Annotated in this window: 23 protein-coding genes; 13 read left to right on the top strand and 10 right to left on the bottom strand. The window is 71.3% G+C overall.

Going from position 1 to position 23,307, the window contains the following annotated elements; genetic code table 11:
• Positions 1-87 precede the first annotated feature (87 nt).
• Complete coding sequence (gene cmk / locus ACRWK7_RS34995; RefSeq protein ID WP_431862446.1) at positions 88-768, top strand: (d)CMP kinase; 681 nt, start codon at positions 88-90, stop codon at positions 766-768.
• 151 nt (positions 769-919) lie between these two features.
• Positions 920-2,629: a 30S ribosomal protein S1 gene (gene rpsA / locus ACRWK7_RS34990; protein WP_431862444.1), complete on the top strand. Its 1,710-nt coding sequence runs from the start codon at positions 920-922 to the stop codon at positions 2,627-2,629.
• 73 nt (positions 2,630-2,702) lie between these two features.
• Here the strand turns inward: rpsA and ACRWK7_RS34985 are convergent, their stop codons facing one another.
• Positions 2,703-4,394 carry a methyl-accepting chemotaxis protein gene (locus ACRWK7_RS34985; protein ID WP_431862442.1) on the bottom strand — a complete coding sequence of 564 codons (1,692 nt, stop codon included), beginning with the start codon at positions 4,392-4,394 and terminating at the stop codon, positions 2,703-2,705.
• A 246-nt stretch (positions 4,395-4,640) separates the two neighbouring features.
• On the opposite strand from ACRWK7_RS34985, the gene ihfB reads away from it, so the two are divergent.
• The 4 genes from ihfB (at position 4,641) to ACRWK7_RS34965 (ending at position 6,992) form a co-directional block, all read left to right on the top strand.
• Positions 4,641-4,925 (top strand): integration host factor subunit beta, encoded by a 285-nt coding sequence (ihfB, locus tag ACRWK7_RS34980; RefSeq protein WP_109116899.1) that lies wholly within the window; start codon positions 4,641-4,643, stop codon positions 4,923-4,925.
• A 24-nt stretch (positions 4,926-4,949) separates the two neighbouring features.
• Entirely contained in the window at positions 4,950-5,342 is a 393-nt protein-coding gene (locus ACRWK7_RS34975) for a lipopolysaccharide assembly protein LapA domain-containing protein (protein ID WP_431862440.1), read from the top strand.
• A 64-nt stretch (positions 5,343-5,406) separates the two neighbouring features.
• The gene (locus tag ACRWK7_RS34970; RefSeq protein ID WP_431862438.1) at positions 5,407-6,363 is read left to right on the top strand and encodes an ornithine cyclodeaminase family protein; all 957 of its coding nucleotides are present in this window, start codon (positions 5,407-5,409) and stop codon (positions 6,361-6,363) included.
• A 41-nt stretch (positions 6,364-6,404) separates the two neighbouring features.
• Positions 6,405-6,992 (top strand): hypothetical protein, encoded by a 588-nt coding sequence (locus tag ACRWK7_RS34965; protein ID WP_431862436.1) that lies wholly within the window; start codon positions 6,405-6,407, stop codon positions 6,990-6,992.
• A 13-nt stretch (positions 6,993-7,005) separates the two neighbouring features.
• Here ACRWK7_RS34965 and ACRWK7_RS34960 read toward each other — a convergent pair whose 3' ends face one another.
• Entirely contained in the window at positions 7,006-7,578 is a 573-nt protein-coding gene (locus ACRWK7_RS34960) for a chorismate--pyruvate lyase family protein (protein WP_431862434.1), read from the bottom strand.
• A 129-nt stretch (positions 7,579-7,707) separates the two neighbouring features.
• Between ACRWK7_RS34960 and pyrF the strand changes: the two genes are divergently transcribed.
• Positions 7,708-8,415, top strand: coding sequence for an orotidine-5'-phosphate decarboxylase (gene pyrF, locus ACRWK7_RS34955; protein ID WP_431862432.1), 708 nt, complete (start codon positions 7,708-7,710; stop codon positions 8,413-8,415).
• The gene (locus ACRWK7_RS34950) at positions 8,412-9,056 is read left to right on the top strand and encodes a phosphoribosylanthranilate isomerase (protein WP_431862430.1); all 645 of its coding nucleotides are present in this window, start codon (positions 8,412-8,414) and stop codon (positions 9,054-9,056) included. The genes pyrF and ACRWK7_RS34950 overlap by 4 nt, the downstream gene beginning before the upstream one ends.
• Before the next feature lie 20 nt (positions 9,057-9,076).
• On the opposite strand, the gene ACRWK7_RS34945 is transcribed toward ACRWK7_RS34950, so the two are convergent.
• A complete protein-coding gene (locus tag ACRWK7_RS34945; RefSeq protein WP_431862428.1) occupies positions 9,077-9,445 on the bottom strand; it encodes a hypothetical protein in 369 nt (122 codons plus the stop codon).
• 221 nt (positions 9,446-9,666) lie between these two features.
• Between ACRWK7_RS34945 and ACRWK7_RS34940 the strand changes: the two genes are divergently transcribed.
• Entirely contained in the window at positions 9,667-10,557 is an 891-nt protein-coding gene (locus tag ACRWK7_RS34940) for a diguanylate cyclase (RefSeq protein WP_431862426.1), read from the top strand.
• A 62-nt stretch (positions 10,558-10,619) separates the two neighbouring features.
• Here the strand turns inward: ACRWK7_RS34940 and ACRWK7_RS34935 are convergent, their stop codons facing one another.
• A complete protein-coding gene (locus tag ACRWK7_RS34935) occupies positions 10,620-11,468 on the bottom strand; it encodes a pirin family protein (RefSeq protein WP_431862425.1) in 849 nt (282 codons plus the stop codon).
• A gap of 191 nt (positions 11,469-11,659) precedes the next feature.
• On the opposite strand from ACRWK7_RS34935, the gene ACRWK7_RS34930 reads away from it, so the two are divergent.
• Positions 11,660-12,121, top strand: coding sequence for a globin domain-containing protein (locus ACRWK7_RS34930; protein WP_431862423.1), 462 nt, complete (start codon positions 11,660-11,662; stop codon positions 12,119-12,121).
• Here ACRWK7_RS34930 and ACRWK7_RS34925 read toward each other — a convergent pair.
• Positions 12,115-12,282, bottom strand: coding sequence for a hypothetical protein (locus ACRWK7_RS34925; protein WP_431862422.1), 168 nt, complete (start codon positions 12,280-12,282; stop codon positions 12,115-12,117). The two genes, ACRWK7_RS34930 and ACRWK7_RS34925, sit on opposite strands and share 7 nt — an antisense overlap.
• Before the next feature lie 278 nt (positions 12,283-12,560).
• Between ACRWK7_RS34925 and ACRWK7_RS34920 the strand changes: the two genes are divergently transcribed.
• Positions 12,561-13,286, top strand: a complete 726-nt coding sequence (locus ACRWK7_RS34920) for a DTW domain-containing protein (RefSeq protein WP_431862421.1) — start codon at positions 12,561-12,563, stop codon at positions 13,284-13,286.
• A gap of 15 nt (positions 13,287-13,301) precedes the next feature.
• Here ACRWK7_RS34920 and ACRWK7_RS34915 read toward each other — a convergent pair whose 3' ends face one another.
• The 3 genes from ACRWK7_RS34915 to ACRWK7_RS34905 all read right to left on the bottom strand — a co-directional run bounded on the left by ACRWK7_RS34915 (position 13,302) and on the right by ACRWK7_RS34905 (position 17,074).
• Positions 13,302-14,054 (bottom strand): SDR family NAD(P)-dependent oxidoreductase, encoded by a 753-nt coding sequence (locus ACRWK7_RS34915; RefSeq protein ID WP_431862420.1) that lies wholly within the window; start codon positions 14,052-14,054, stop codon positions 13,302-13,304.
• A gap of 73 nt (positions 14,055-14,127) precedes the next feature.
• Positions 14,128-15,801, bottom strand: a complete 1,674-nt coding sequence (locus ACRWK7_RS34910; protein WP_431862419.1) for an HD domain-containing phosphohydrolase — start codon at positions 15,799-15,801, stop codon at positions 14,128-14,130.
• A gap of 202 nt (positions 15,802-16,003) precedes the next feature.
• Positions 16,004-17,074: a saccharopine dehydrogenase family protein gene (locus ACRWK7_RS34905; RefSeq protein ID WP_431862418.1), complete on the bottom strand. Its 1,071-nt coding sequence runs from the start codon at positions 17,072-17,074 to the stop codon at positions 16,004-16,006.
• A gap of 151 nt (positions 17,075-17,225) precedes the next feature.
• Here ACRWK7_RS34905 and ACRWK7_RS34900 point away from each other — a divergent pair, with 151 nt between their 5' ends.
• The gene (locus ACRWK7_RS34900) at positions 17,226-17,798 is read left to right on the top strand and encodes a tyrosine phosphatase family protein (RefSeq protein ID WP_431862416.1); all 573 of its coding nucleotides are present in this window, start codon (positions 17,226-17,228) and stop codon (positions 17,796-17,798) included.
• Positions 17,795-18,289, top strand: a complete 495-nt coding sequence (locus tag ACRWK7_RS34895) for a DUF2165 family protein (RefSeq protein ID WP_431862414.1) — start codon at positions 17,795-17,797, stop codon at positions 18,287-18,289. Before ACRWK7_RS34900 ends, ACRWK7_RS34895 begins: the two co-directional genes overlap by 4 nt.
• A 141-nt stretch (positions 18,290-18,430) precedes the next feature.
• Here ACRWK7_RS34895 and ACRWK7_RS34890 read toward each other — a convergent pair whose 3' ends face one another.
• Both ACRWK7_RS34890 and ACRWK7_RS34885 read right to left on the bottom strand, forming a co-directional pair.
• On the bottom strand, positions 18,431-21,658 hold the full coding sequence (locus ACRWK7_RS34890) for an error-prone DNA polymerase (protein WP_431862412.1): 3,228 nt from the start codon (positions 21,656-21,658) through the stop codon (positions 18,431-18,433).
• A complete protein-coding gene (locus ACRWK7_RS34885; RefSeq protein WP_431862411.1) occupies positions 21,655-23,280 on the bottom strand; it encodes a DNA polymerase Y family protein in 1,626 nt (541 codons plus the stop codon). The genes ACRWK7_RS34890 and ACRWK7_RS34885 overlap by 4 nt, the downstream gene beginning before the upstream one ends.
• Positions 23,281-23,307 lie beyond the last annotated feature (27 nt).

Genomic DNA, 23,307 nt, shown 5'->3' with positions numbered 1-23,307 from the left:
CTCCCCCGCGGAGTGGGGGAGGGTTAGGGTGGGGGCTCAGCGCCAGCACGCAGACCGGCAACGCCGCAGCCCAACCAAAGAACGACCATGACCACGTCCACCATCATCGCCATCGACGGCCCCGCCGCCAGCGGCAAGGGCACGCTGTCCAAGCGCGTGGCCGAGGCGCTGGGCTTCGCCCACCTCGACACCGGGTCGCTGTACCGCGCGGTCGGCGTCGCCGTGCTGCGCGCCGGCAAGGACCCCGCCGACGCCCACTTCGCGGCGCAGACCGCCCGCGCGCTGCACCCCGAGGACGGCATCCTGAACGACCCCGAGCTGCGCTCCGACGAGGCCGCCGAGGCCGCGTCCAAGGTCGCCGTGGTGCCCGAGGTGCGCGCGGCGCTGCTCGACTTCCAGCGGACGTTCGCCGCCTCGCCGCCGGGCGGCCTGCCCGGCGCGGTGCTGGACGGGCGCGACATCGGCACCGTCGTATGCCCCGACGCCAGGGTGAAGCTGTTCGTTACCGCTTCGGTAGAGGTGCGGGCCGAGCGGCGACTCAAGGAGTTGCGGGATCGGGGGATTCCGGCTATATCCTCCGACGTCCTGGAGGACATGAAGGCTCGTGACGCGCGCGACAGTCAGAGGGCGGTTGCACCGCTCCGACCGGCTGGCGACGCTTTTGTGCTTGATACGTCCGCGCTGACCGCCGACCAGGCGTTCGACGCGGCCCTTGCCTTTATCGGCAGCAAGACCGGTCTCGGCCCCCTATCAGTGCTTGGGCGCTAGGGCGCGCGGGCGAGCCTCACGCCTTCCAGGGAAAACATCAACCCAAGTCGCCGGGCGTGGGGCCCGGCGCGGCGGACCGTTTCGGACCCGAACCCATTTTGCCGTGGGCCGGGGCTGGCGGACCGCTCTCTGCGCAACCTTAGGAGTTTCAATGGCACAAGCAATGGCCCACACCGGCGGCAAGGAAAGCTTCGCGGCGCTCCTGGAAGAGTCGCTGGGCACCTCCGAGTCCCTGGAGGGTACCGTCGTCAAGGGTCGCGTCATCGCGGTCGAGAACGACATGGTGACGATCGACGTCGGCCTGAAGTCGGAAGGGCGTGTTGCGCTCAAGGAATTCGCCGTCGCCGGGCAGGCGCCCGAGCTGAAGGCGGGTGACACCGTCGAGGTCTACCTGGAGCGCATGGAAGACAAGAACGGCGAAGCCGTCCTGTCCCGCGAGAAGGCGAAGCGCGAAGAGGCGTGGACCCAGCTCGAGAAGGCGTTCAACGACCAGCAGCGCGTCACCGGCGTGATCTTCGGCCGCGTCAAGGGCGGCTTCACGGTCGACCTGAACGGCGCCGTGGCGTTCCTGCCGGGCTCGCAGGTGGACATCCGTCCGGTCCGCGACATCAGCCCGCTGCTCGGCACGCCGCAGCCGTTCCAGATCCTGAAGATGGACCGCTCGCGCGGCAACATCGTCGTGTCGCGCCGCGCCGTGCTCGAAGAGAGCCGTGCGGAGGCCCGTTCGGAGCTGGTCGCCAACCTCAAGGAGGGCCAGGTCCTCCAGGGTGTCGTCAAGAACATCACCGACTACGGCGCGTTCGTGGATCTGGGTGGCGTCGACGGCCTGCTGCACGTCACCGACATCGCGTGGCGCCGCATCAACCACCCGTCCGAGGCCCTGCAGATCGGCCAGACCGTCACGGTCCAGGTCATCCGCTTCAACCCGGAGACCCAGCGCATCAGCCTCGGCATGAAGCAGCTCGAGGCCGATCCGTGGGAGGGCGTGGAAGCCAAGTACCCGGTCAGCGCCCGCTTCAAGGGCCGCGTGACCAACATCACGGACTACGGCGCCTTCGTGGAGCTGGAGCCGGGCATCGAGGGCCTGGTGCACGTGTCCGAGATGAGCTGGACCAAGAAGAACGTCCACCCGGGCAAGATCGTCTCCACCTCCCAGGAGGTCGAGGTGATGGTCCTGGACGTCGATCCGCAGAAGCGCCGCATCTCCCTGGGCCTCAAGCAGTGCCTGGACAACCCGTGGGAGACGTTCGTCGACAAGTACGGCCCCGGCACCGAGCTGGAAGGCGAGGTCAAGAACATCACCGAATTCGGTCTGTTCGTCGGCCTGCCGGGCGACATCGACGGCATGGTGCACATGTCCGACCTCGACTGGAACAAGTCGGGCGAGGAAGCCATCGCCGAGTTCAAGAAGGGCGACCGCGTCAAGGTCAAGGTGCTGGACGTTGACGTCGAGAAGGAGCGCATCTCCCTCGGCATCAAGCAGCTCGGCTCCGACCCGTTCGAGTCGGCCACGGCCGGCCTGAAGAAGGGCGAGGTCGTGACCTGCACCGTGACGCAGGTGACGGACGGCGGCATCGAGGTTTCGGTGGGCGAGGGCTTCACCGGCTTCATCCGCAAGTCGGACCTGGCCCGCGACCGCTCCGAGCAGCGCCCCGAGCGCTTCGCCGTGGGCGAGAAGGTCGATGCCAAGGTCACCCAGATCGAGCGCAGCTCCCGCCGCATTTCGCTGTCCATCAAGGCCCGCGAGATGGAGGAGGAGAAGCAGGCGATGGCCGAGTACGGGTCTTCCGACTCGGGCGCCTCGCTGGGCGACATCCTGGGCGCCGCTCTGAAGCGCAAGCAGCAGACCGGCGAGGAGTAATCCTCGACGCCTTCGGGTACGAAACGGGCCGCCGCGGGAAACCGCGGCGGCCTTTTTCGTTTTGCCCGCGGTGCTACGCCGCCCGCACGCCCATCAGGAACGCGTCCACCTCGTACTTCAGCGCCTCGGCCTGTTTCGTCAGGTCGCCGGCGGCGCTGCGCACCTCGTCGGCAGCGCTGCGGGTGGTCTCGGCGGCGTGGGTCAGCTCGCCGACGTCGCTCGTCACCTGGCGCAGGCCCAACGCGGCCTCCTGGACGTTGCGCGCCACCTCGGCGGTGGCGGCGCCCTGCTGGTCCACGGAGTCGGCGATGGCGGCGCTGATGGCGTTCACCTCGCCGATGGTGCCGACGATGGTGCGGATCGCCTCCACCGCGCTGGTGGTCGCCGTCTGCATGGCGGCGATCTGCTGGGCGATCTCGCCGGTGGCACGGGCGGTCTGGCTGGCCAGCGCCTTGACCTCGCCGGCCACCACCGCGAAGCCCTTGCCGGCCTCGCCGGCGCGGGCGGCCTCGATGGTGGCGTTCAGCGCCAGCAGGTTGGTCTGCTCGGCGATGTCCTGGATCAGCCCGACCACCTCGCCGATGCGCGCCGCGGCGTCGGACAGGCTGGCAACGGTGGTGTCGGTCTGCTGCGCGCGCTCGGCGGCGACGGCGACGATCTGGCCGGAGCGGCCGACCTGCGCGGCGATGCCGGCGATGGCCGAGGCGATCTCGTCGGTGGCGGCGGCGATGGTGTCGACGCTGCTGGAGCTTTGCGACGAGGCCGAGGCGGCGCTGGAGGCGCGCTGGCTGGTCTCGTCGGTGGTGCCGGCCAGCCGGACGGCGTTGCCGCGCAGCTGCGTCGCCGAGCTGGCGACCGACTCGACCACCGTCCTGACCGCGCTCTCGAACCGGTCGGCCAACTGCGCCATGGCGTCGCGGCGCTCGCGTTCGGCGCCTTCCCGCGCCGCGGCGGCGTCGGCCTGCAGGCGCACCATCTCCTCGGCGTTCCGCTTGAAGATTTCCGCGGCGCGGGCCAGGGCGCCGATCTCGTCGGTCTTCTCCACGCCCGGGATGACGGTGTCGCGGTCGCCGGCCGACAGGCGGGTCATGGCGGCGGTGATGCCGTTCAGCGGCCCGGTGATGCCGCGCCGGACCAGCGGCACCGCCACCAGCAGCACGCCCAGCACCGCCGCCCCGGCCATGCCGCCGAACACCCAGCGCGCCTGCGCGTGGAAGGCGGCGAGGTCGTCCACCACGGCGGCGATGCGTTCCGCCGTCAGGGCGGTCAGCGTCTCGACCTCGCGGTTCAGCGCCTGCCGGGTGGCGCGGTTGGCGTCGTTGTCGCCGAAGGCGCGGGCGGCCGCGGCGCCGTCCCGGCGGCCGAGTTCGACCAGCTCCGTGCGCATGGCGATGAACTGCCGGACGTTGCGCTCGGCGGCGGCGAAGCGGGCGTCCGCCTCCGTGCCGGCCAGCGCCTTCCACTCCGCCAGCAGGCGGTCGAGCGTGCCGAGGTTGGCCAGCAGCGGCTTGGCGAAGCTCTCCATGGTCGCCCGGCTGTCGGCGATGTAGACGCCGCGCGAGTCCATGACGATGGCCAGGATGGTGGCGTTGACGCGCTCGCCCACCTGGGCGGCCTGCGCCGCCGTCTGGATGCGGTAGACCTTCTCCTGGTAGAGCCCCAGCGCATGCCACGCCGTCAGCGCGATGGCCACCGCGATGGCGCACAGTGTCCCGACAAGCGCGTAGACCTTCGACCCCACCCCGAAACCGTGACCCCGGGCCATTGCCGCCTCCGGTTTTTATTGCAGCGCACAATTAGCCAGATGGACTGACCTATTTGCGCGTCAACGGCCGGGGGGCAAAATTCATCGGGGCGTCATGGTCGGGCACCCGCCGCGCGGCATACGCTTTTTCCGGAAAGCGCTTGTCTCCAAACGCCTTACCTTGACGCCGCCCGCGTCCCTTGGCACGCTTGCGTGCGCAACGTCGCGGGCCTACCCGTGCGCACATTCCGGGGGAAACCAGGGGCCATGACCAAGTCCGAGTTGATCCTGCGCCTCGCCGAGCGCAACCCGCACCTCTACCAGCGCGACATCGAGAAGATCGTCGGCACCATCTTCGACGAGATCGGCGATGCGCTGGCGCGCGGCGACCGGGTCGAGTTGCGCGGCTTCGGCGCCTTCTCGGTCAAGCGTCGCGACGCCCGCCAGGGGCGGAACCCGCGCACCGGCGAAGCCGTCGCCGTCGGCGAGAAGTACGTCCCCTTCTTCAAGACCGGAAAGCAACTGCGCGACCGCCTGAACACCGACGAATGACCAAAGTGTAAGGAACACCTGCCCGTGCGTTATCTCAGCTGGATCGTCACCCTGCCGATCGCCCTGTTCGCGGTCCTCTTCGCCATCTCCAACCGCGAACCGGTGGTCTTCGCGCTGTGGCCGACCCCCTTCACCCTGGAGGCCCCGATCTATCTGGCGACCCTGCTGGCGCTGCTGGTCGGCTTCGTCGGCGGCGGCTTCGTCGCCTGGGCTGCCCAGCACCGCAACCGCGCCCGCGCGCGGCGCGCCGAGGACCGCGTGTTCTACCTGGAGCGCGAACTGCAGGAGACGCAGACCCGCGCCGCCGCCGCCGAGAAGCGGGTGGCCGAGCTGTCGCAGCCGGTCTCCGGCCAGCCGCGCGCCACGCTGCCGGCCCCCGTCGGCAACGCTGCCCCGCAGGCACCGACGGTGCATTGAGGTGTTGAACCGGGAGTGGCGCCGCTTCGGCGGCGCGTCTTCCGGCTGACCAGGGGAGATCCCCATGCGCACCATCGGCGGCGCCGAGCTGAAGACCGTCCTGCACCACCGCATGCTGATCGAGCGGCTGCGGCAGGCGTTCCGCGCCGATGTCGAGGTGCCGCTGCGCCATCACCACACGGTGAAGACCTACGGCGAGACCGACGCCACGCTGCTGCTGATGCCGGCGTGGGAGGTCGGGCGGAGCATCGGCATCAAGATCGTCACCGTCTTCCCCGACAACGGCGCCAAGGACCTGCCGGCGGTGCAGGGCTCCTACCTGCTGCTCGACGGCAAGACGGGCATGCCGCAGGCGCTGATCGACGGCCCGGCGCTGACCAAGCGGCGCACCGCCGCCGCCTCGGCGCTCGCCGCCACCTATCTGGCGCGGCCGGACGCGGAGCGGCTGCTGGTGGTCGGCACCGGCGCGCTGGCGCCGGAGCTGATCGAGGCCTACACGGCGGTGCTGCCGATCAAGCACGTGCTGGTCTGGGGCCGCAACCCGGAGAAGGCGCAGAAGGTCGCCAACCGCTTCCACCGCCCCAAGTTCCGCATCCAGGCCACCGACGACCTGGAGGGCGCGGTCAAGGGCGCGCACGTCATCTCCTGCGCCACGCTGTCCAAGCAGCCGCTGATCCGGGGCGAATGGCTGCAGGAGGGGCAGCACCTCGACCTCATCGGCGGCTTCACGCCCGACATGCGCGAGGCCGACGACGACTGCGTCCGCCGCGCCCGCGTCTTCGTCGATACCCGCGAGGGCGCCTGCAAGGAGGCCGGCGACATCGTGCAGCCGCTGGCGTCCAGTGTGCTGACGCCCGACGACATCGCCGGCGACCTCTACGACCTGACGCGCGGCGAGCGCGCCGGGCGGCGCTTCTACGACCAGATCACCCTGTTCAAGTCGGTCGGCACCGCGCTGGAAGACCTCTGCGCCGCCCAGCTGGCGGTCGAGATGGTGCTGCACAACGACACGATTCGGTAGCGCCGCTGTTTTCCCTTCCGTCCTGGACGAGGAGGGACGCCATGGAACACGAGCACCACCACCGCACCGTCGTCGCGCTGTACCCCGACTTGACGCAGGCCAGCCGCGCGCTTGCTGACCTGGAGCAAAGCGGCATCGCCGACGCCTTCGCCATGTACGGCAACGCCACCACCAAGGCCGAAGCGGGGCTGGCCGGGTTGAACGACCTGGGTCCCAAGGGCACCTCCGCGCCCGCGGTGCTCTACGACACCGCCGCCAGCCGCATCGACGCGCTGACCGATGCCGGCATCCCCCGCGCCGAGGCCGAGGTGATGTCCGAGGCGGTGCGCCGTGGTGCCGTGCTGCTCGTCGGCCGGGTCGATGAGCCGCGGTGCCGGGATGTCGAGGATCGGCTGGATCGCCATGCGCCGGTGGACGTGGACGAGCGCGCCGGCCAGTACCGCGCCACGGGCTGGGCCGGCTACGACCCGGACGCCGCGGACTACGACGAGGCGCAGGTCGCCGAGGAGCGGGGCCGCTACGCCGGCGGGCTGGGGGCTGCGGCGTCGTCGCTGGGGGATCTCAACCGGCAGCCGCTGCCGGGCAGCCGCGTGGTGCGCGTGCGAACCTACGAGTGGACGCGGCGCTGAACGGTGCCGTGCATCACGCCCGCGGCACGATCTCCACCACGTCGCACAGCGTCGCGCCCTCCGGCGTCACGATGCGGTTCAGGCGGCCGTACAGCGGCGTGCCGAGGTCGACCGCGCCGTGCCCGGCGGCGACCGCGTCGGCCTCCAGGCGGAAGAAGGCCAGCGGCTCGGCGGCGAAGGCGATGCCGTGGTCGGCGAGCAGCCGGCCGAACGGCACGGCCGCGGCGCGCAGGGCGTCGTGCAGCGCCACGGGCAGGGCGGGCAGCGCCATGCGGATCACCGCCAGCTCCACCGGGGTGCCGTCGCCATCGCCGCCGAGGGTGTGCAGCACGCTGGCGCGGGTCAGGGTGTCGCCGTCCTCGGCGTCGGCCAGCCGGCGCACGCCGAGCGGGCCGCCCCAGTGCGCCTCCAGGCGCAGCGTCATGCTGCCCGTGTGGTCGAGCAGCGGGCGCACGGCGGCGGGCAGGGCGTCGGCCGGCACGATGGCGCAGGCCGGCGGCTCGCCGCCCAGGCGGTGCCACCAGGGGCCGAGCAGGGCGGCCAGCCGGGCCGCGGCGTCGTCGCCGCTTCGCATTCCGTCCGCCATCCGTTGCTCCGTCCCGTGCCCATCGTTCCGCGGCTTCTCCTAGAGGATGCGGCGCGGGGGTTCAAGTCCCGGAGCGGACCGTGCTAGGGTCGGCCATCCGCACCGATCCCCGAGACACGAGGCCACCGCATGACGTCCGCCGCCGACCGCATCTTCTGCGCCGTCGACACCACCGAGCTGGAGGCAGCCCGCACCCTGTGCCGGCAGCTCGCCGGGCTGGTCGGCGGCGTCAAGCTGGGGCTGGAGTTCTTCGTGGCGCACGGCCCGGCCGGCGTGCGGGCGGTGATCGGCGAGGACGGGCCGCCGCTGTTCCTCGACCTCAAGCTGCACGACATCCCCAACACGGTGGCCGGCGGCGTGCGCGCGGCGCTGCCGCTGAAGCCCGCCTTCATGACCATCCACGCCTCCGGCGGCCCGGCGATGATGCGCGCCGCGGTCGAGGCCGCGGCGCAGGCGGGGGCGCAGCGCCCGAAGATCCTCGGCGTCACCGTGCTGACCAGCATGGACGACGGCGATCTGGAGTCGGTCGGCCAGCGCACCCCGGTGGCCGAACAGGTGGTCCGCCTCGCCACCGTGGCGAAGCAGTCGGGCCTAGACGGCGTCATCTGCTCGCCCAACGAGGTGGCGGCGATCCGCGCGGCCTGCGGGCCGGACTTCGTGCTGATGGTGCCGGGCATCCGCCCGGCCTGGGCGGCGAAGGGCGACCAGAAGCGGGTGATGACCCCGGCCGAGGCGCTGGCTGCCGGCGCCGACCATCTGGTCATCGGCCGCCCGATCACCGGCGAGGCCGATCCGGCGGCCGCCGCCAAACGCATTGTCCAGGAGATCGAGGGATGAGCGTTCCGGTCAAGATCTGCGGGCTGAGCGAGCCGGAAAGCCTGCGTGCCGCCCTCGACGGCGGGGCGCGCTGGATCGGGCTGGTGTTCTATCCCGCCTCGCCGCGCTACGTGGCGCCGTCCCTGGCGGCGGAACTGGCGCGCATGGTGCCGACGGCGGTGCGCACGGTCGGGCTGTTCGTCGATGCCGACGACGCTTTCCTCGACCACGTGGTCAGCCAGGTGCCCTTCGACCTGCTGCAACTGCACGGCAAGGAGACGCCGGAGCGCGTCGCCGCCATCAAGGCGGCGTTCAGCATCCCGGTGATGAAGGCGATCAAGGTCGGCGGTCCGGAGGACCTGGAGCGCGCCAACGACTACGCGGCGGTCTGCGACCGCCTGCTGTTCGACGCCAAGCCGCCGGCCAAGGTGTCGGCGCTGCCGGGCGGCAACGGCATCGCGTTCGACTGGACCTTGCTGAACGGGCGGACGTGGTCCAGGCCCTGGATGCTGTCGGGCGGGCTGAACGCCGGCAACGTCGCGGAGGCGGTGCGCACCACGGGCGCGCCGGCGCTCGACGTCTCGTCCGGCGTCGAGGACCGGCCCGGCCACAAGGACCCGGCGCTGATCCGCGCCTTCCTGGAGACCGCGGCGGCCCTGTAGCGGGCCGCCGCGTCCGAGCGTCAGTCGAGCAGGGCCGAAGTCACGCCGGTGCTCTTGTTCCAGCGCAGGGTGACCTTGGAGATCTTGCAGAGGTTCAGGTCCTGCCAGACGGCGGTCTCGCCGTCATCGTAGGTCACCTTCATGTCCCACTTGCAGGTCTTCTCGCCCTTGGCGAAGTTCAGCTCGAACGATTCACCGTCGTTCAGCACGTCGCGGCCCAGGACATCCTCATCCCAGGAGTTGTTTTTGGCTTCGGAGACGTGCAGGTGCTTGATCGGGTAGCCGGTCTTGTTGACCACTTCGAAGTCCTGGTCGCCCGCGAAGGCCGGGGACTGTGCGAAGAGGACGGCCGCGGTGGCGGCGGCAAGCATCGTAAGCTTCGAGTTCATTGACGGAGTCTCCCACGGACGCGAATTATTGTTGAGGCAAATGGTGGGATAGATAACGAATCTGAGTCAAATGCAATTCATCCGGCGCCGTGCGAATGTGGTGATTGTCACAAATCCTCGGGCGGGTGCGTCATCTCACGATGGTCCCATGGCCGCGCAGCGCGGTTGAGTATAGTATGGCGGGTGACCACAACCCGCCTGTCCTGGCCGCCGGGAGGCCCATGACCGAACCGAACGGACCGCTGTCCCCCGCCGAGGGCCTCGGCGTCGTGCTGGACGAGCATTTGCGCTGGATCGGCCAGTGGCACCGCGCCGCCTTCTTCCACCAGGGGCAGGGCGGCGACCGGGTGTCGGCGCCGGCCTCCTTCGCCGCGTGGTGCGTCGCCGCCAAGAAGGACGACCTCGCCCACCAGCCGGCGGTCGAGAAGCTGGTCCACCTGCACGAGCAGATGCACCGCCACGCCAAGCTGGTGCTGCTGCAGGCCGCCACCGGCGACCTGCCGAGCGAGAGCGACTACGACTCCGTGATCGGCCGCTTCAACGAGTTCGTGATGCAGCTGCGCCGGGTCGAGCGCGCCTTCGGCGCCGCCGCCTCGGGCCTGGACCCGTTGACCGGCCTGCGCTCGCGCCGCGGCATGCAGGAGGCGCTGGACCGCGAGATGAACCGCTTCCGCCGCGCCGGCCAGCCCTTCTGCCTGGCGCTGTGCGACATCGACAAGTTCAAGGGCATCAACGACACCTACGGCCACGACATCGGCGACCGCGTGCTCGCCTCCACCGCCGCCGTCATCAGCCGCGGCATCCGCAGCTTCGACGAAGCCTTCCGCATGGGTGGCGAGGAATTCCTGATCTGCCTGAAGGAGACCTCGCTGGACGAGGGCTTCCACGTGATCGAGCGGCTGCGCATCGACCTCCAGCGCTCGCTGGTGCCGCTGCCGGACGGGCGGGAGATCGCGGTGACCGCCTCCTTCGGGCTGGTCGAGGCGCGGCTGGAAACCCCGGTGGACGAGGTAATCGTCCAGGCCGACCGCGCGCTCTACCAAGCCAAGAACAGCGGCCGCAACCGCGTCATCCGCTACGGCGTCGACATGCCGGTGGCGAGGGCGGAGTAGGCGGGCGCTGCCCCCTCCACCGCGCAAGCGGGGGAAGGATAGGGAGGGGGCAAAAGCAACCCTTAGAACTTCCCCTCCTCGAAGTCGCGGAAGGCCTGCATCACCTCCTCGCGGGTGTTCATAACGAATGGGCCGCCCCAGGCGACCGGCTCGTTCAGCGGGCGGCCGGCGATCAGCAGGAAGCGCGCGCCCTGCGGCCCGGCCGTCGCCTCGACGCGCTCGCCCCCGCCCAGCACCACGACGCGCACCGCGTCCGCCTCGGGCGCGGCCAGCCCGCCCTCGTAGACCACCAGCACGGCGGTGTGGTCGGCCGGCAGCGGCTCGGCGAAGCGGCCGCCGGGGGCGAGTTCCACGTCGAAATAGCGGGCGTCCGTCGCCTCGGCGCGGACCGGGCCGGCGGTGCCCTGCGCCGTGCCGCCGGCGATCACCCTCACCGCCGCGCCGCCGTCGCGCCGCTCGACCGGGATCCGGGCGGCGTTGAACTCCTGGTAGCCGGGTTCGCTCATCTTCCGGGCGCCCGGCAGGTTGATCCAGAGCTGGAAGCCCTTCATCAGGCCCTCGGTCTGCTCCGGCATTTCGGAATGCAGGATGCCGCGGCCGGCGGTCATCCACTGCACGCCGCCGGTCTCGATGACGCCTTCGTGGCCGTGGTTGTCGGCGTGGCGCATGCGGCCGGCCAGCATGTAGGTCACCGTCTCGAAGCCGCGGTGCGGGTGCTCCGGGAAGCCGGCGATGTAGGAGCCGGGATCGTCCGAGCCGAAGAAGTCGAGCATCAGGAACGGGTCGAGCATGCGCAGCTGCGGCGTGCCGATCAGCCGCGTCATGCGCACGCCGGCGCCGTCGGAGGTCTCCATGCCCTCGATGACGCCCAGGACCGGGCGGACGGCGGGGACGGGCTGTGCGGTGCTCATGACGGGACTCCAGGCTGTGGGGATGCTGTCCGCCATATGATCGTTGATCGGCCAGCGCGGTAGGGCCGCCGGCGGGACAAGCGTGTTTCGCGAATGGCAACAGTGCGCCCCACGGTGGCGATGGGGCTTGCCGTCATCCTATTGTTTGGTCAACAAACATTGCGTCCAGGAATCCGGATCAGGGGGAGGCCGTGTCACCCGACGACATGGAAGCGGTGCGCCGCAGCTTCTGCAAGGTGGCGATGCTCAACGCGCAGGTGGGGTTGCAGTTCTACGAGCGGCTGTTCGCGCTCGACCCCGGCCTGCGGGCGCTGTTCGGCGGCGACATCCACCCGCAGGCGGAAAAGCTGGTGGCGACGCTCGCCTCGGCGGTGCGGCACCTGTCCAACCCGGCGGCGCTGGAAGGGACGCTGAGGGCGCTGGGGGAGCGCCATCGCGGCTACGGCGTGCGGGACGAGCATTACGCCACGGTCGGCGCGGCGCTGCTGCAGACGCTGGAGATCAACCTGGGGCCCGAGTTCACCCCGGAGGTGCGCGGGGCGTGGGTGGCGCTGTACGACATGGTGGCGCGGATGATGCGCGGCGACGGCGCGTGCGCGCCGCTGGTGCCGGCCGGATCCGCCGCCACGGATCGGAGGGTGACGGCTCAGTAGTTGGTGGTCCAGTCCGGCTCGGTGCGCGGCGCCTCGCCGTTCTCCGGGTCGCGCAGGTCGGCAATTTCTTCCGCGTGGAGCGGCAGCTGCCGGGCAAATTCTGCCGAGCGCTCGGCCTTCATGCGCTCCAGTTCACGGGCGGCGAGGTAAGCGTCCATCATGGCGGCTTCCTTTCGAGCTCCGGCCGGGGTGCTCGGACGGTCTATCGACCGCTCCGGGCCCGCACCGGGTGTGTGCCTGAAACCTTATCCTGCAAGAACCGGACCCACCTTTGACTCAGGTCAAGCTCCCGCAGGACCGGCGGGTCTGCCCCGTTGCAACGCCTGACCGGTGGTCTGTTGTTCCATTCGCGCGCGCGCCGGCCCATAGTCGCGCGGAGCGCCCCAGGCGTTCCCAATTCCGGGGTTCCGGACACCGCGTTCCCGTTTTCGAGACCGACATGCACCAAGCTGCCCAAAATTGCGCCACCTGCCTGAAACCCGAGCACCTGTGCGTTTGCGAGGCGGTGGACCCGGTGGACAACCGGATCCAAGTCGTCATCCTCGAGCACCCGCAGGAGAAGCGCGAGATCCTCGGCACGGCGCCGATCGCCGGCCTGCAGTTCAGGAACGTGGTGGTGCGGGTGGGCCTCAGCTGGCCGAACCTCAAGAAGATCGTCGGGCGCGAAGTGGACTACAAGCGCTGGGGCGTGCTGTACCTGGGCGCCGCCAAGCAGGGCGCCGCCGCCGCGTCGGAGGAGATCGCCGCCGTCGACAAGAACGGCGCGCCGCTGCCCGACAGCGCGGCGATCCTCGACGGGCTGGAGGGCGTCATCCTGCTGGACGGCACCTGGAGCCAGGCCAAAAGCCTGTGGTGGCGCAACGCGTGGCTGCTGAAGTGCCGGCGCATCGTGCTGCACCCGCACTTCAAGTCGCTGTACGGGCAGGCCCGCCGCGAGCCGCGGCGCGAGAGCGTGTCGACGCTGGAGGCCGCGGCCTTCGTGGTGTCGCGCCTGGAGGGCCAGCCGGAGATGTTCGACCGGGTGCTCAAGCCCTTCGCGCTGCTGCTGAAGAAGATGCGCGCACCGCGGCCGAAACCAAAGATTCTCCCCCCTTCCCAGCCCTCCCCCGCTGTCGCGGGAGAGGGAGTCCAATCCCCTCCCTCGCCGGAGGCGGGGGAGGGTTAGGGAGGGGGCAAGACCTCACCCCACCGTGTAGCCGCCGTCCACCACCAGCTCCTGGCCGTAGATGTTCTTCGCCTGGTCGGAGGCGAGGAACAGCGCGGCGTCGGCGATGCTCTCCGGGGCGCCGAACGCGCCGGGGAACAGGCGGGCGGTGACGGCGGTGGCGACCTGGCCCAGCACGTCGTCGGGCAGGCCGACCTTGCTCCAGATCGGCGTGGCGATCGGGCCGGGGGCGACGGCGTTGACGCGGATGCCCTGCGGCGCCAGCTCGGCCGCCAGCGTCTTGGTGGCCGAGGTCAGCGCCGCCTTGCTGGCGCTGTAGATCGCCAGGCCGGGGAAGCCGACCTGCACCAGGAACGTGGTGACGAAGACGATGGAGCCGCCCTTGCGGACGTGCGGCAGGAACAGCCGCGCCGTCTGCAGCGCGCCGACGAAGTTGACCGAGAACTGCTCGTGGATGGCGCGCTCGTCGCTGTCGGCGAAGGAGACGACCTTGGCGACGCCGGCGTTCGGCACCACCACGTCGACGCCGCCGAAGCGCTCCGCCGTCGCCGCCACCAGCCGCTCCAGGTCGGCGCGCACGGTGACGTCGCCGGGCACCGCCAGCGCGCGGTCCGGGGCCTTCGCGGCGATGTCCTCCAGCGCGGCGGCGTTGCGGGCGAAGACCGCCACCTTGGCGCCCTCGGCCAGATAGCGCTCGACGATGGAGGCGCCGATGCCGCTGCTGGCGCCGGTGACGACGGCGACCTTGCCGTCCAGAAGCTTCGTCATGAAGGTTCCCATAGGTAAGGATTGGTGTGGCCAACCACTTACCCGACTCCGGCCCGAGGACTCTTGATGCCGGTCAAACGCTCCCGATCACCGCCGGGTCGCGCTCCAGCGTGCGCAGGCAGGCGTCCACCACGGCGGGGTCGAGGGCGCTGCCGCGGTGCTTGCGGATCTCGTTCACCGCCGTCTCCAGCCCCAGCGCCGGACGGTACGGGCGGTGCGAGGTGATCGCCTCGACCACATCGGCGACGGCGACGATGCGCGCCTCCAGCGCGATGTGCTCGCCCTTCAGGCCGTTGGGGTAGCCGGTGCCGTCGAAGCGCTCGTGATGCTCGGCGACGATGCGGGCGACCGCCGGGTCGAAGTCGATGTTGCGGACGATGTCGTGGCCGATCCGGCTGTGCGTCTTGATCAGCTCGAACTCCTCCTTCGACAGCCGGCCGGGCTTGGTCAGCAGCTCCGCCGGGATGCCGACCTTGCCGATGTCGTGCATCAGCGCGCCCAGGCGGATGTTGTCGACCCGCTCGTCGGGCAGGCCCATCTCGCGGGCGATCAGCACCGACAGCCGGGCGACGCGCGTCTGGTGGCCGGCGGTGTAGGGGTCGCGCTTCTCCACCGTGTGGGCCAGCGCCTCGACGCTCTGCGCCAGCGTGTTCTTCAGCCGCCGCAGCGCGTCGGCGCGCGCCTCCTCGGCTTCCGAGCGGCGGCCGGATTCCTCCTCCAGCCGGCGGTTGGTGGTGTCCAGGTTGTCGATCTTCCGCACCAGCTGGACCGCGAAGAACACCACCACCAGCGAGATCACCACGCCCAGCACGACGCGCAGGCTCAGCCCGTCGTGCCAGCCGGACAGCACCGCCTGCCGGTCCACCCCGGCCACCACCACCAGCGGCAGGTCGCCGACGGCGCGGTAGCTGGCGATCCACTCCTGCCCGCCGAAGCCGCTGGCGCCCTCCACGGTGGCGTTCGAGGCCCTCTGCAGGTGCTTGCGGAACACCGCGTGCTCGGCCAGCGAGGTGCCGGGCGCGGCGACGCCGTAGGGGCCGGTGATCAGCAGCGTGCCGTCGGTGCGCAGCAGCGCGATGGTGCCGGAGAAGCCGGCGTCGAGGTCCTGGTAGAAGCGCTGGAAATGGTTGAGGTCGAGGTAGGCGACCAGCACCCCGGCGAAGCTGCCGTCCGTGGTGGGGATGCGGCGGGCGACCGGGATCACCGGGCGGTTGCTGATGCGGCTGACCACCGGCACCCCGACCTGGATGCCCGAATCGGCCGCATCCCGCGCCCGCACGAAATAGTCGCGGTCGGCGAGGCTCATCGGCGTGCGCGCCATCAGGTCGCTGGCGTGCGCCACCTTGCCCTGGGCGTCCAGGATGACGATGGCCAGCACGTGCGGCGGCATGGTGTAGCGCCGCTCCAGGAACTCGTCGATGATCGAGGGGCGCGGGTCGATGGCGGCGCTGGTGGCCTTCAGCACGTCGGCGACGCCGCTCAGCGTCTGGTCGGTGGTGGCGAAGGCGCGCGCGGCGTGCTGCTCCATGGTGCGCGCGACATTCATGGTGGTGCGCGCCGCGGCGCCCAGCGAGCCGTGGTAGTCGTTGATCAGGTCGAAGACCAGCGCGCTGTTCAGCAGCAACAGGAACCCGACGGCCAGCCCGACGACGCCGCGGCGCAGCCCGCGCTGGCTGTGCGAGCGGTTCTCCGTCGTGTCGGGGCGGAAGGCGCGCGTGCCGGTGAGCGCCTGGATGGATGCGTGCATGTCGGCCTTGGAGCGTCCATGGCGTGCGGATGGCGGGAGCGCCCGGACGGACCGTCCGAACGGCGCCATGGACAGAAGGTTACACGCAAATACCCACAGCGCGTAAGCGGGCAAATTGGCTCACGTGCCGCGCCCCTGGTGCGCGGCTTCGGCAAGATGCGGTTGTCGGCCGGGCGTCCCGCACGCATTCCATGCCGTGCGGTCAGGCGTAATGCCGGCCGAAGCGGTTGGCCAGGAAGTCCTTGAGGTCGGCGTCTTCCTGCCGGACGAAGCCGCGCTGCGGCAATTTGCCGGCCCGCAGCAGGTCGACCATGGCGCACACGCCGGCCGCCGTGGTGATCTGGATGGCGCTCCACAGCTTGCCGCCGACGGTGGCGTTGTAGACCTTCTTGGCGAAGGTCTCCTGCGTCAGCCGGCCGTCCTGGATGCCGTTCACGGTGACGAACACCAGCACCACGTCCTGCTTGGTCACCGGCACCGCGGTCTCCAGCACGTCCTTCAGCAGGTCGCGCCGGCCGGACAGGCGCAGCTCCTGGGTCAGGAACTTCACGTGCTCGCGGTGGCCGGGATAACGCACGGTCTTGTAGTTCAGGCACTCCACCTTGCCGGCCAGCGTGTCGCACAGCGTGCCCAGCCCGCCCGAGGTGTTGAACGCCTCGTACTCGATGCCGTCCAGCGAGAAGCGCTCCAGCCCCTCCAGCGGCAGCACCTCGCGCGTCTCGCCGTCGTGGATCGCCTCGCACAGGTTGCAGTACTCGTTGATCAGGCCGTCGGTGCTCCAGGTCAGGTTGTATTTGAGCGCGTTGGTCGGGTAGATCGGCAGGGCGCCGACGCGCATGAACACGTCGCGCAGGCTGTCGAACCGCTTGGCGAGGTCGTAGGCGGCGATGGAGACGAAGCCCGGCGCCAGCCCGCACTGCGGCACGAAGGCGGTGGCGGCGTCCCCGGCGATGGCGCGCACGCGCCGGGTGGTCGCCACGTCCTCGGTCAGGTCGAAGTAGTGCACCTGCGCGTCGCGCGCCGCCTCCGCGACGGCGGCGTTCAGGTAGTAGGGCAGGGCGGAGATCACCACGTCGTGCCCCGTCAGCGCGGCGCGCAGCGCGTCCGCGTCGGCGACGTCGAGGGTGCGCAGCGCCGCCTCGTCCTGGGCGATCCAGCCCAGGCAGGCCTCGTCGCGGTCGGCGACGGTGACCGTGTACTCGCCGGTGGCGTGCAGCAGGTGGCAGATCATGCTGCCGATCTTGCCGGCGCCGAGCAGCAGGACCTGGGTCATGGGCGCTCTCCTCCCGACAGCTTCGCCTGTCTTGACCGTGGGTAGGGACATGGCTGATTTCCAGGCTTGACCGGCCGGCGGGGATGGGCTGCCCTCGGAAGCGCCCTATTTCCCGAAAGACGCACCACCACCCATTTGGAGTTCCTGTCCCATGCCGCGTTCCTTCGTTCCCTTCGCCCTCACCGTCTGCGGGATCGAGGAGCTGCCCGGGCACAGCGAGGTCGGGGTCAGCCACGTGCTGTCCATCCTCGACCCGGAGCATCCGGGGCTGGAGGTCTTCGGCGGCTACGGCGAGCACGAGCGGCTGGAACTGCGCTTCCACGACATCATCGAGGACCTGCCCGGCCAGTCCCCGCCGCAGCGCGACCATGTCGAGGAGATCCTGGCGCTGGGCCGCGACCTGATGGCGGAACCGGAGGCGTGCCGGCACCTGCTGGTGCACTGCCACATGGGGATCTCGCGCTCGACCGCGGCGCTGACCATGATCCTGGCGCAGGCGCGGCCGGACCTTCCGGCCGCCGAGGCGATGGCCGCGATCGTCGGCATCCGCGCCAAGGCGTGGCCCAACCTGCGCATGATCGAGTTCGCCGACGAGGCGCTGGGCCGCGGCGGCGAGCTGGTCGCCGCCGTGCGGGCGCGCCACCGCGACTACGGCCTGCACAATCCGGGCATGGTCGCCTACATGCGCGAGAACAACCGCAGCCGCGAGGTCGAGGGGCTGTGAGCGCGCGGGTCTCGCGCATCCTGCTGCTGGCCGCGGTGGCGCTGTTCTTCACGCTGGTGGCGCTGGGGAACCTTACCGACTACGGCTCCAACTTCGCCTTCGTGCAGCACGTGCTGGCGATGGACACGACGTTCCGCAGCCCGGCGCTGATGTGGCGCGCCATCGAGGCGCCGGCCCTGCACCACGCCGCCTACGCCCTGATCATCGCCTGGCAGGTCATGACGGCGGCGCTGTGCTGGTGGGGCGTGTGGCGGCTGTGGCGGGTGCGCGGCTTCGAGGGGGACATCTTCGAGCGCGAGAAGCGCGCGGGCATCGCCGGGCTGACAGCCGGTTTCCTGCTCTACGCCGCCGGCTTCATCGGCGTCGGCGGCGAGTGGTTCGCCATGTGGCAGTCGCAGACCTGGAACGGCCAGCGCTCGGCGGCGATCTTCCTGACCTTCATCGGCATCGCGCTGCTGCACCTGTGCGCGCCGGAGCGGGGGCGGGCGTGAGCCTTCCTCCTTCGTCATCCCCGCGAAGGCGGGGATCCATAACTGACATAGCGTAACGCATTGGAAATTATGGATCCCCGCCTTCGCGGGGATGACGGAAGAGCGAAGGCCTGCGGAAAAGCGCGCCGGAAGCACCTTCGTTCAGTGGAAGTTCCGCCCCTTCGGGAAGACCTGCGGCGGGGCGGCGGTCAGTTCGGCGAGGTGGTGGGTGAGGTCGGTCAGGCGCTCGACCTTGACGTGGACGACCGACTCCTCGCGCTCGACCCGGCCGGTCGCGGCGAGCAGGCGGCTGGTCATCACCTCCTTGCGGAAGCGCTCGAAGGTGTCCGGCATGACCACGAGGTTGGCGACGCCGGTCTCGTCCTCCAGCGTGACGAAGATGACGCCCTGGGCGCTGCCCGGTCGCTGGCGCACCAGCACCAGCCCGGCCACCGTCAGCCGCGCGCCGGGGCGGGCGTCCTTCAGCCGCGCGGCCGGGGCGATGCCGGTCAGGCCGTCGCGCAGCAGCGCCAGCGGGTGCATCTTCAGCGACAGGCTGAGGCTGGTGTAGTCCATCACCACGTGCTCGCCCATGGCCATGCCGGGCAGCGTGACCTCCGGCTCCGTCTGCGCCGGGCCGTCGAGCGCGGCGAACAGCGGCAGCGGGTGCGCGCCCAGCGCCTTCACCGCCCACAGCGCCGCCCGCCGGTCGAGCCCCAGGGAGCGGAACGCGTCCGCCTTGGCCAGCCGCTCCAGCGTGGCGACATGGAGGCCGGCGCGGCGCCAGACGTCGTGCGGGTCGCGGTAGCCGGCGCCGCGGCGGTCGATGAGGGCGGTCGCCTCCTTTTCGTCGAAGCCTTTGATGATGCGCAGGCCGAGGCGCAGGCACCAACGCCCTCCCCCGCCCCCGGCGGGGGAGGGAGGGACCCGCGCAGCGGGGGGGTGGGGGCTACGGTCTTTCGGGAAGGCCGCTGCCCCCACCCAACCCACCCCCGCCGGGGGCGGGGGAGGGCCTTTTTCCTCCAGGATGCAGTCCCACTCCGACAGGTTCACGTCCGGCGGCAGCACGGTGACGCCGTGCTCCTGCGCGTCGCGGACGATCTGCGCCGGGGCGTAGAAGCCCATGGGCTGGCTGTTCAGCAGCGCGCAGGCGAACACCGCCGGGTGCCAGCGCTTCACCCAGGCCGAGGCGTAGACCAGATTGGCGAAGCTGGCGGCGTGGCTCTCGGGGAAGCCGTACTCGCCGAAGCCCTCGATCTGCTTGAAGCAGCGCTCCGCAAAATCCGGCGCGTAGCCGTTCGCCACCATGCCGGCGACGAACTTGTCGCGGAACTCCGTCACCCGGCCGGTGCGCCGGAAGGCGGCCATGGAGCGCCGCAGCCTGTCCGCCTCGGCCGGGGAGAACCCGGCGGCGGTGATGGCGATGTTCATCGCCTGCTCCTGGAACAGCGGCACGCCGCAGGTGCGCTCCAGGATCGCTTCCAGCTCCGGCGAGGGAAACTCGATCGGCTCCTTGCCCTGGCGGCGGCGCAGGTAGGGATGCACCATGTTGCCCTGGATCGGCCCGGGGCGGACGATGGCGACCTCGATCACCAGATCGTAGAACGTCCGCGGCCGGAGGCGCGGCAGCATCGACATCTGCGCCCGGCTCTCCACCTGGAACACGCCGATGGCGTCGGCGGCGCACAGCATGTCGTAGACCGCGGGATCCTCCGGCGGGACGGTGGAGAGCGTCGGCGCCCATCCATGATGCTCCTCCAGCAGGTCGAAGGCGCGGCGCAGGCAGCTCAGCATGCCCAGGCCCAGCACGTCCACCTTGAGGATGTGCAGGGCGTCGATGTCGTCCTTGTCCCACTCGATGGTGGTGCGGTCCTCCATGGCGGCGTTGAGGACCGGGGTCAGCTCGGTCAGCGGCCCGCGCGTGATGACGAAGCCGCCGACGTGCTGCGACAGATGGCGCGGGAAGCCGACCAGCTCCTGCGCCAGTTCCAGGGTCAGCTTGAGCCGCGGATCGTCGGGATCGACGCCGTACTGGCGGGCGCGTTCCTCGTCGACGCCCTTGCTGCTCCAGCCCCAGATGGAGCCGGTCAGGCGGCCGGTCAGGTCCTCCGACAGCCCCATCGCCTTGCCGACCTCGCGCAGCGCCGAGCGGGCGCGGTAGCGGATCACGGTGGCGGTCAGCCCGGCGCGCTCGCGACCGTATTTCCGATAGATGTACTGGATGACCTCCTCGCGGCGCTCGTGCTCGAAATCCACGTCGATGTCCGGCGGTTCGTCGCGCGCGGTCGAGATGAAGCGCTCGAACAGCAGGTGCATGCGGGTCGGATCCACCGCGGTGATGCCGAGGCAATAGCAGACCGCCGAGTTGGCCGCCGACCCGCGGCCCTGGCAGAGGATCCCTTTCGAACGTGCGAAGCTCACGATGTCGTGCACCGTCAGGAAGTACGGCGCGTACTGGCGCAGCTCGATCAGGGAAAGCTCGTGGCGCAGCGTTTTCGCGACCGCTTCCGGCACGCCGTCCCCGTAGCGCTCCGCGGCCCCCTGCCACGTCAGCTCGACCAGCCGCTCCTGCGGCGAACGGCCGTCCTCCGCGATCTCGTCGGGGTATTCGTAGCTCAGATCCGTCAGCGCGAAGCCGCAGGCCTCGACGATCTCCAGGGTGCGCTCCACCGCCTCGGGGGCCTGACGGAACAGGCGGGCCATCTCCTGCGGGGCCTTCAGGTGGCGCTCGGCGTTGGCCGCCAGCCGCCAGCCGGCGCTGTCGATGGTGCTGTGCGTGCGGATGCAGGTCAGCACGTCGGCGAGCGGCCGGCGGGCGGGGGAATGGTACAGCACGTCGTTGGTCGCCAGCAGCGGCACGCGCGCCCGCGCCGCGATCTCCTTCAGCCACGCCAGCCGCTTGGCGTCGTCGCCGCGGTAGCGGTGGCTGGCGGCGAGGTACAGGCTGCGCCCCAGGTCGAGGCGCCAGCGCTCCAACTCCGCCGCGAAGCCGGCGTCGTTGCGGCCGTCCGGCGGCAGCAGGACGAAGCGCATCCCCCGCGCGTGCTCCAGCACGTCGTCGCGGCCGAGGAAGCACGCGCCCTTCGGTGCCCGCCGCTTGCCCAGCGTCAGCAGGCGCGAGAGCCGGCCGTAGGCGGCCCGGTCGGTGGGGAAGGCGAGCAGGCTGCCGGCGTCGGTGAGGTCGAGCCGGCAGCCGACCACGAGGCGCAGCCCGCGTTCCTTGGCGGCGACGTGGGCGCGCACCACGCCGGCCAGCGTGTTGCGGTCGGTGACGGCGATGGCGGCGTGGCCGAGCGTCGCCGCCGCCAGCGCCAGCTCGTCGGCGTGCGACGCGCCTTCCAGGAAGGTGTAGTTGGTCGTCACCTGCAGTTCGGCGTAGCGCACGGTCATCCGAAGAACCCGTGCAGGAACCAGCGCGCCGCCGCGTCGGGCCGGTACAGCCCCTGGCGGAACAGCCAGAAGCGCCGCCCCTCGGAGTCCTCGACGCGGTAATAGTCGCGGGGATCGCCGTGCTTGCGCCACCACTCCGACTCGATGCGCTCCGGCCCGTCGGCGCGGCGCACGCGGTGGGCGACGCCGCGCCAGCGGAACATCCGCGGCGGGTCGTCGGGCACCGGGGCGACCGCCTCGATCGGCTCGGGCGGGGCGAGCAGGCGCACCGGGCGCGGCCGGTCGGCCGGCCAGAGCAGGGGCGCCGACTGGTTGGCCGGAACGCCCAGCGCCGGGCACCCGGCCACGGCGCGCTCCGGCAGCCAGCTGGCGCGCGGCACGAGGCGCAGCACGCTGCGCGGCCCCAGCCGGTTGCCCAGCCGGTCCACCAGCTCGCCGAGCCCGGAGTCGTCGCTCCCGCCGTCCAGCCCGGTCTGCAGGGCGCCCAGAGGGCCGACCACCGGGGCGGCGAGCACCATCACCTCGATGCCCGGCCCCGGTTCGATGCGCTCCAGCTTTTCGGCGAACAGGCGCATCAGCGCGGCGGGGTCGCGCACCGGGCGGCCGGTGCCGATGGCGAGCGTCTGCGGCGCGTCCTCCGGGCGGCGGTCGATGCGGTGGGCTTCCAGCTCCAGCCGGCGCGCGCCCTCCTGGCTGCGCTCCAGCCCGGCGCACAGCGTGTCGAGCAGGTGGCGGGCGGCGCGGGCGAGGTCGTCGGGGGTGCTGATCGGCTCGGCGAAGGCGAGGCGCGCGCTGTGCGGGACGACCGGGCGGTGCGGCGACACCGGCTCGTCCAGCTGGCCGAGCGCCTGGTCGAGCCGGCGCATCGGCTCCGCCCCGAAGCGCGCGGCCAGCGTGGCCCGCGGCACGCCGTGCAGGTCGCCGATCCGGCGCAGGCCGACGGCGTCCAGGGCGGCGACGATGCCGGCGGGCAGGCGCAGCGCGGCCATGGGAAGCGGGTCGAGGGCCTGGCGCTGGGCGAGCGGGGGGATGATTACCCCCTCTCCCCTCTGGGGAGAGGGTTGGGGTGAGGAGGTCCCGCGATTGCCGGACGCCGCCCGTCGCGGGCCCCCCTCACCCGGTCCTGCGGACCACCCTCTCCCCAGCGGGGAGAGGGTTGCATACCGCGCCACCGCCCACGCCGCCGCCGGGGTGTCCGCGATCGCCGCCCGCGACTCGAACCCCGTGCGCGCCAGCCGCTCCACCACGTCCCGCGCCAGCCCCGACTCGCCGCCGAACAGGTGGGCGCAGCCGGTGACGTCCAGCACCAGCCCGTCGCCGTCCGCCGCCGTCCACGGCGTCCAGCGCAGCGCCCAGCCGGCGAGGCGGTCCAGCAGCGCGGCGTCCGCCGCCGGGTCGGCGTCGAAGGTGGCCAGGCCCGGCTCCACCGCGCGGGCGTCGGCCAGCGTGGCGCCGGGGTGCACCCCGGCGCGCTCGGCGGCGCGGTTGGTGGCGGCGACGATCAGGCGCCCGCGCTCCGCCGCCACCGACGCCAATGGCTGCGCCGCCGTCTCCGGCCGCCGCCGCGCCCAGGCGTCGGTGGCGAGCCGCGGAAGCCAGAGCGACAGAATGCGCCGCGCCATGCCGTCCCCCATCTTCGGTTCGAACAA

The sequence above is a fragment of the Azospirillum sp. genome (assembly GCF_050789165.1).
The sequence above is the reverse complement of the archived record's forward strand: the minus strand, read 5'-3'. Positions and strand labels throughout refer to the sequence as shown.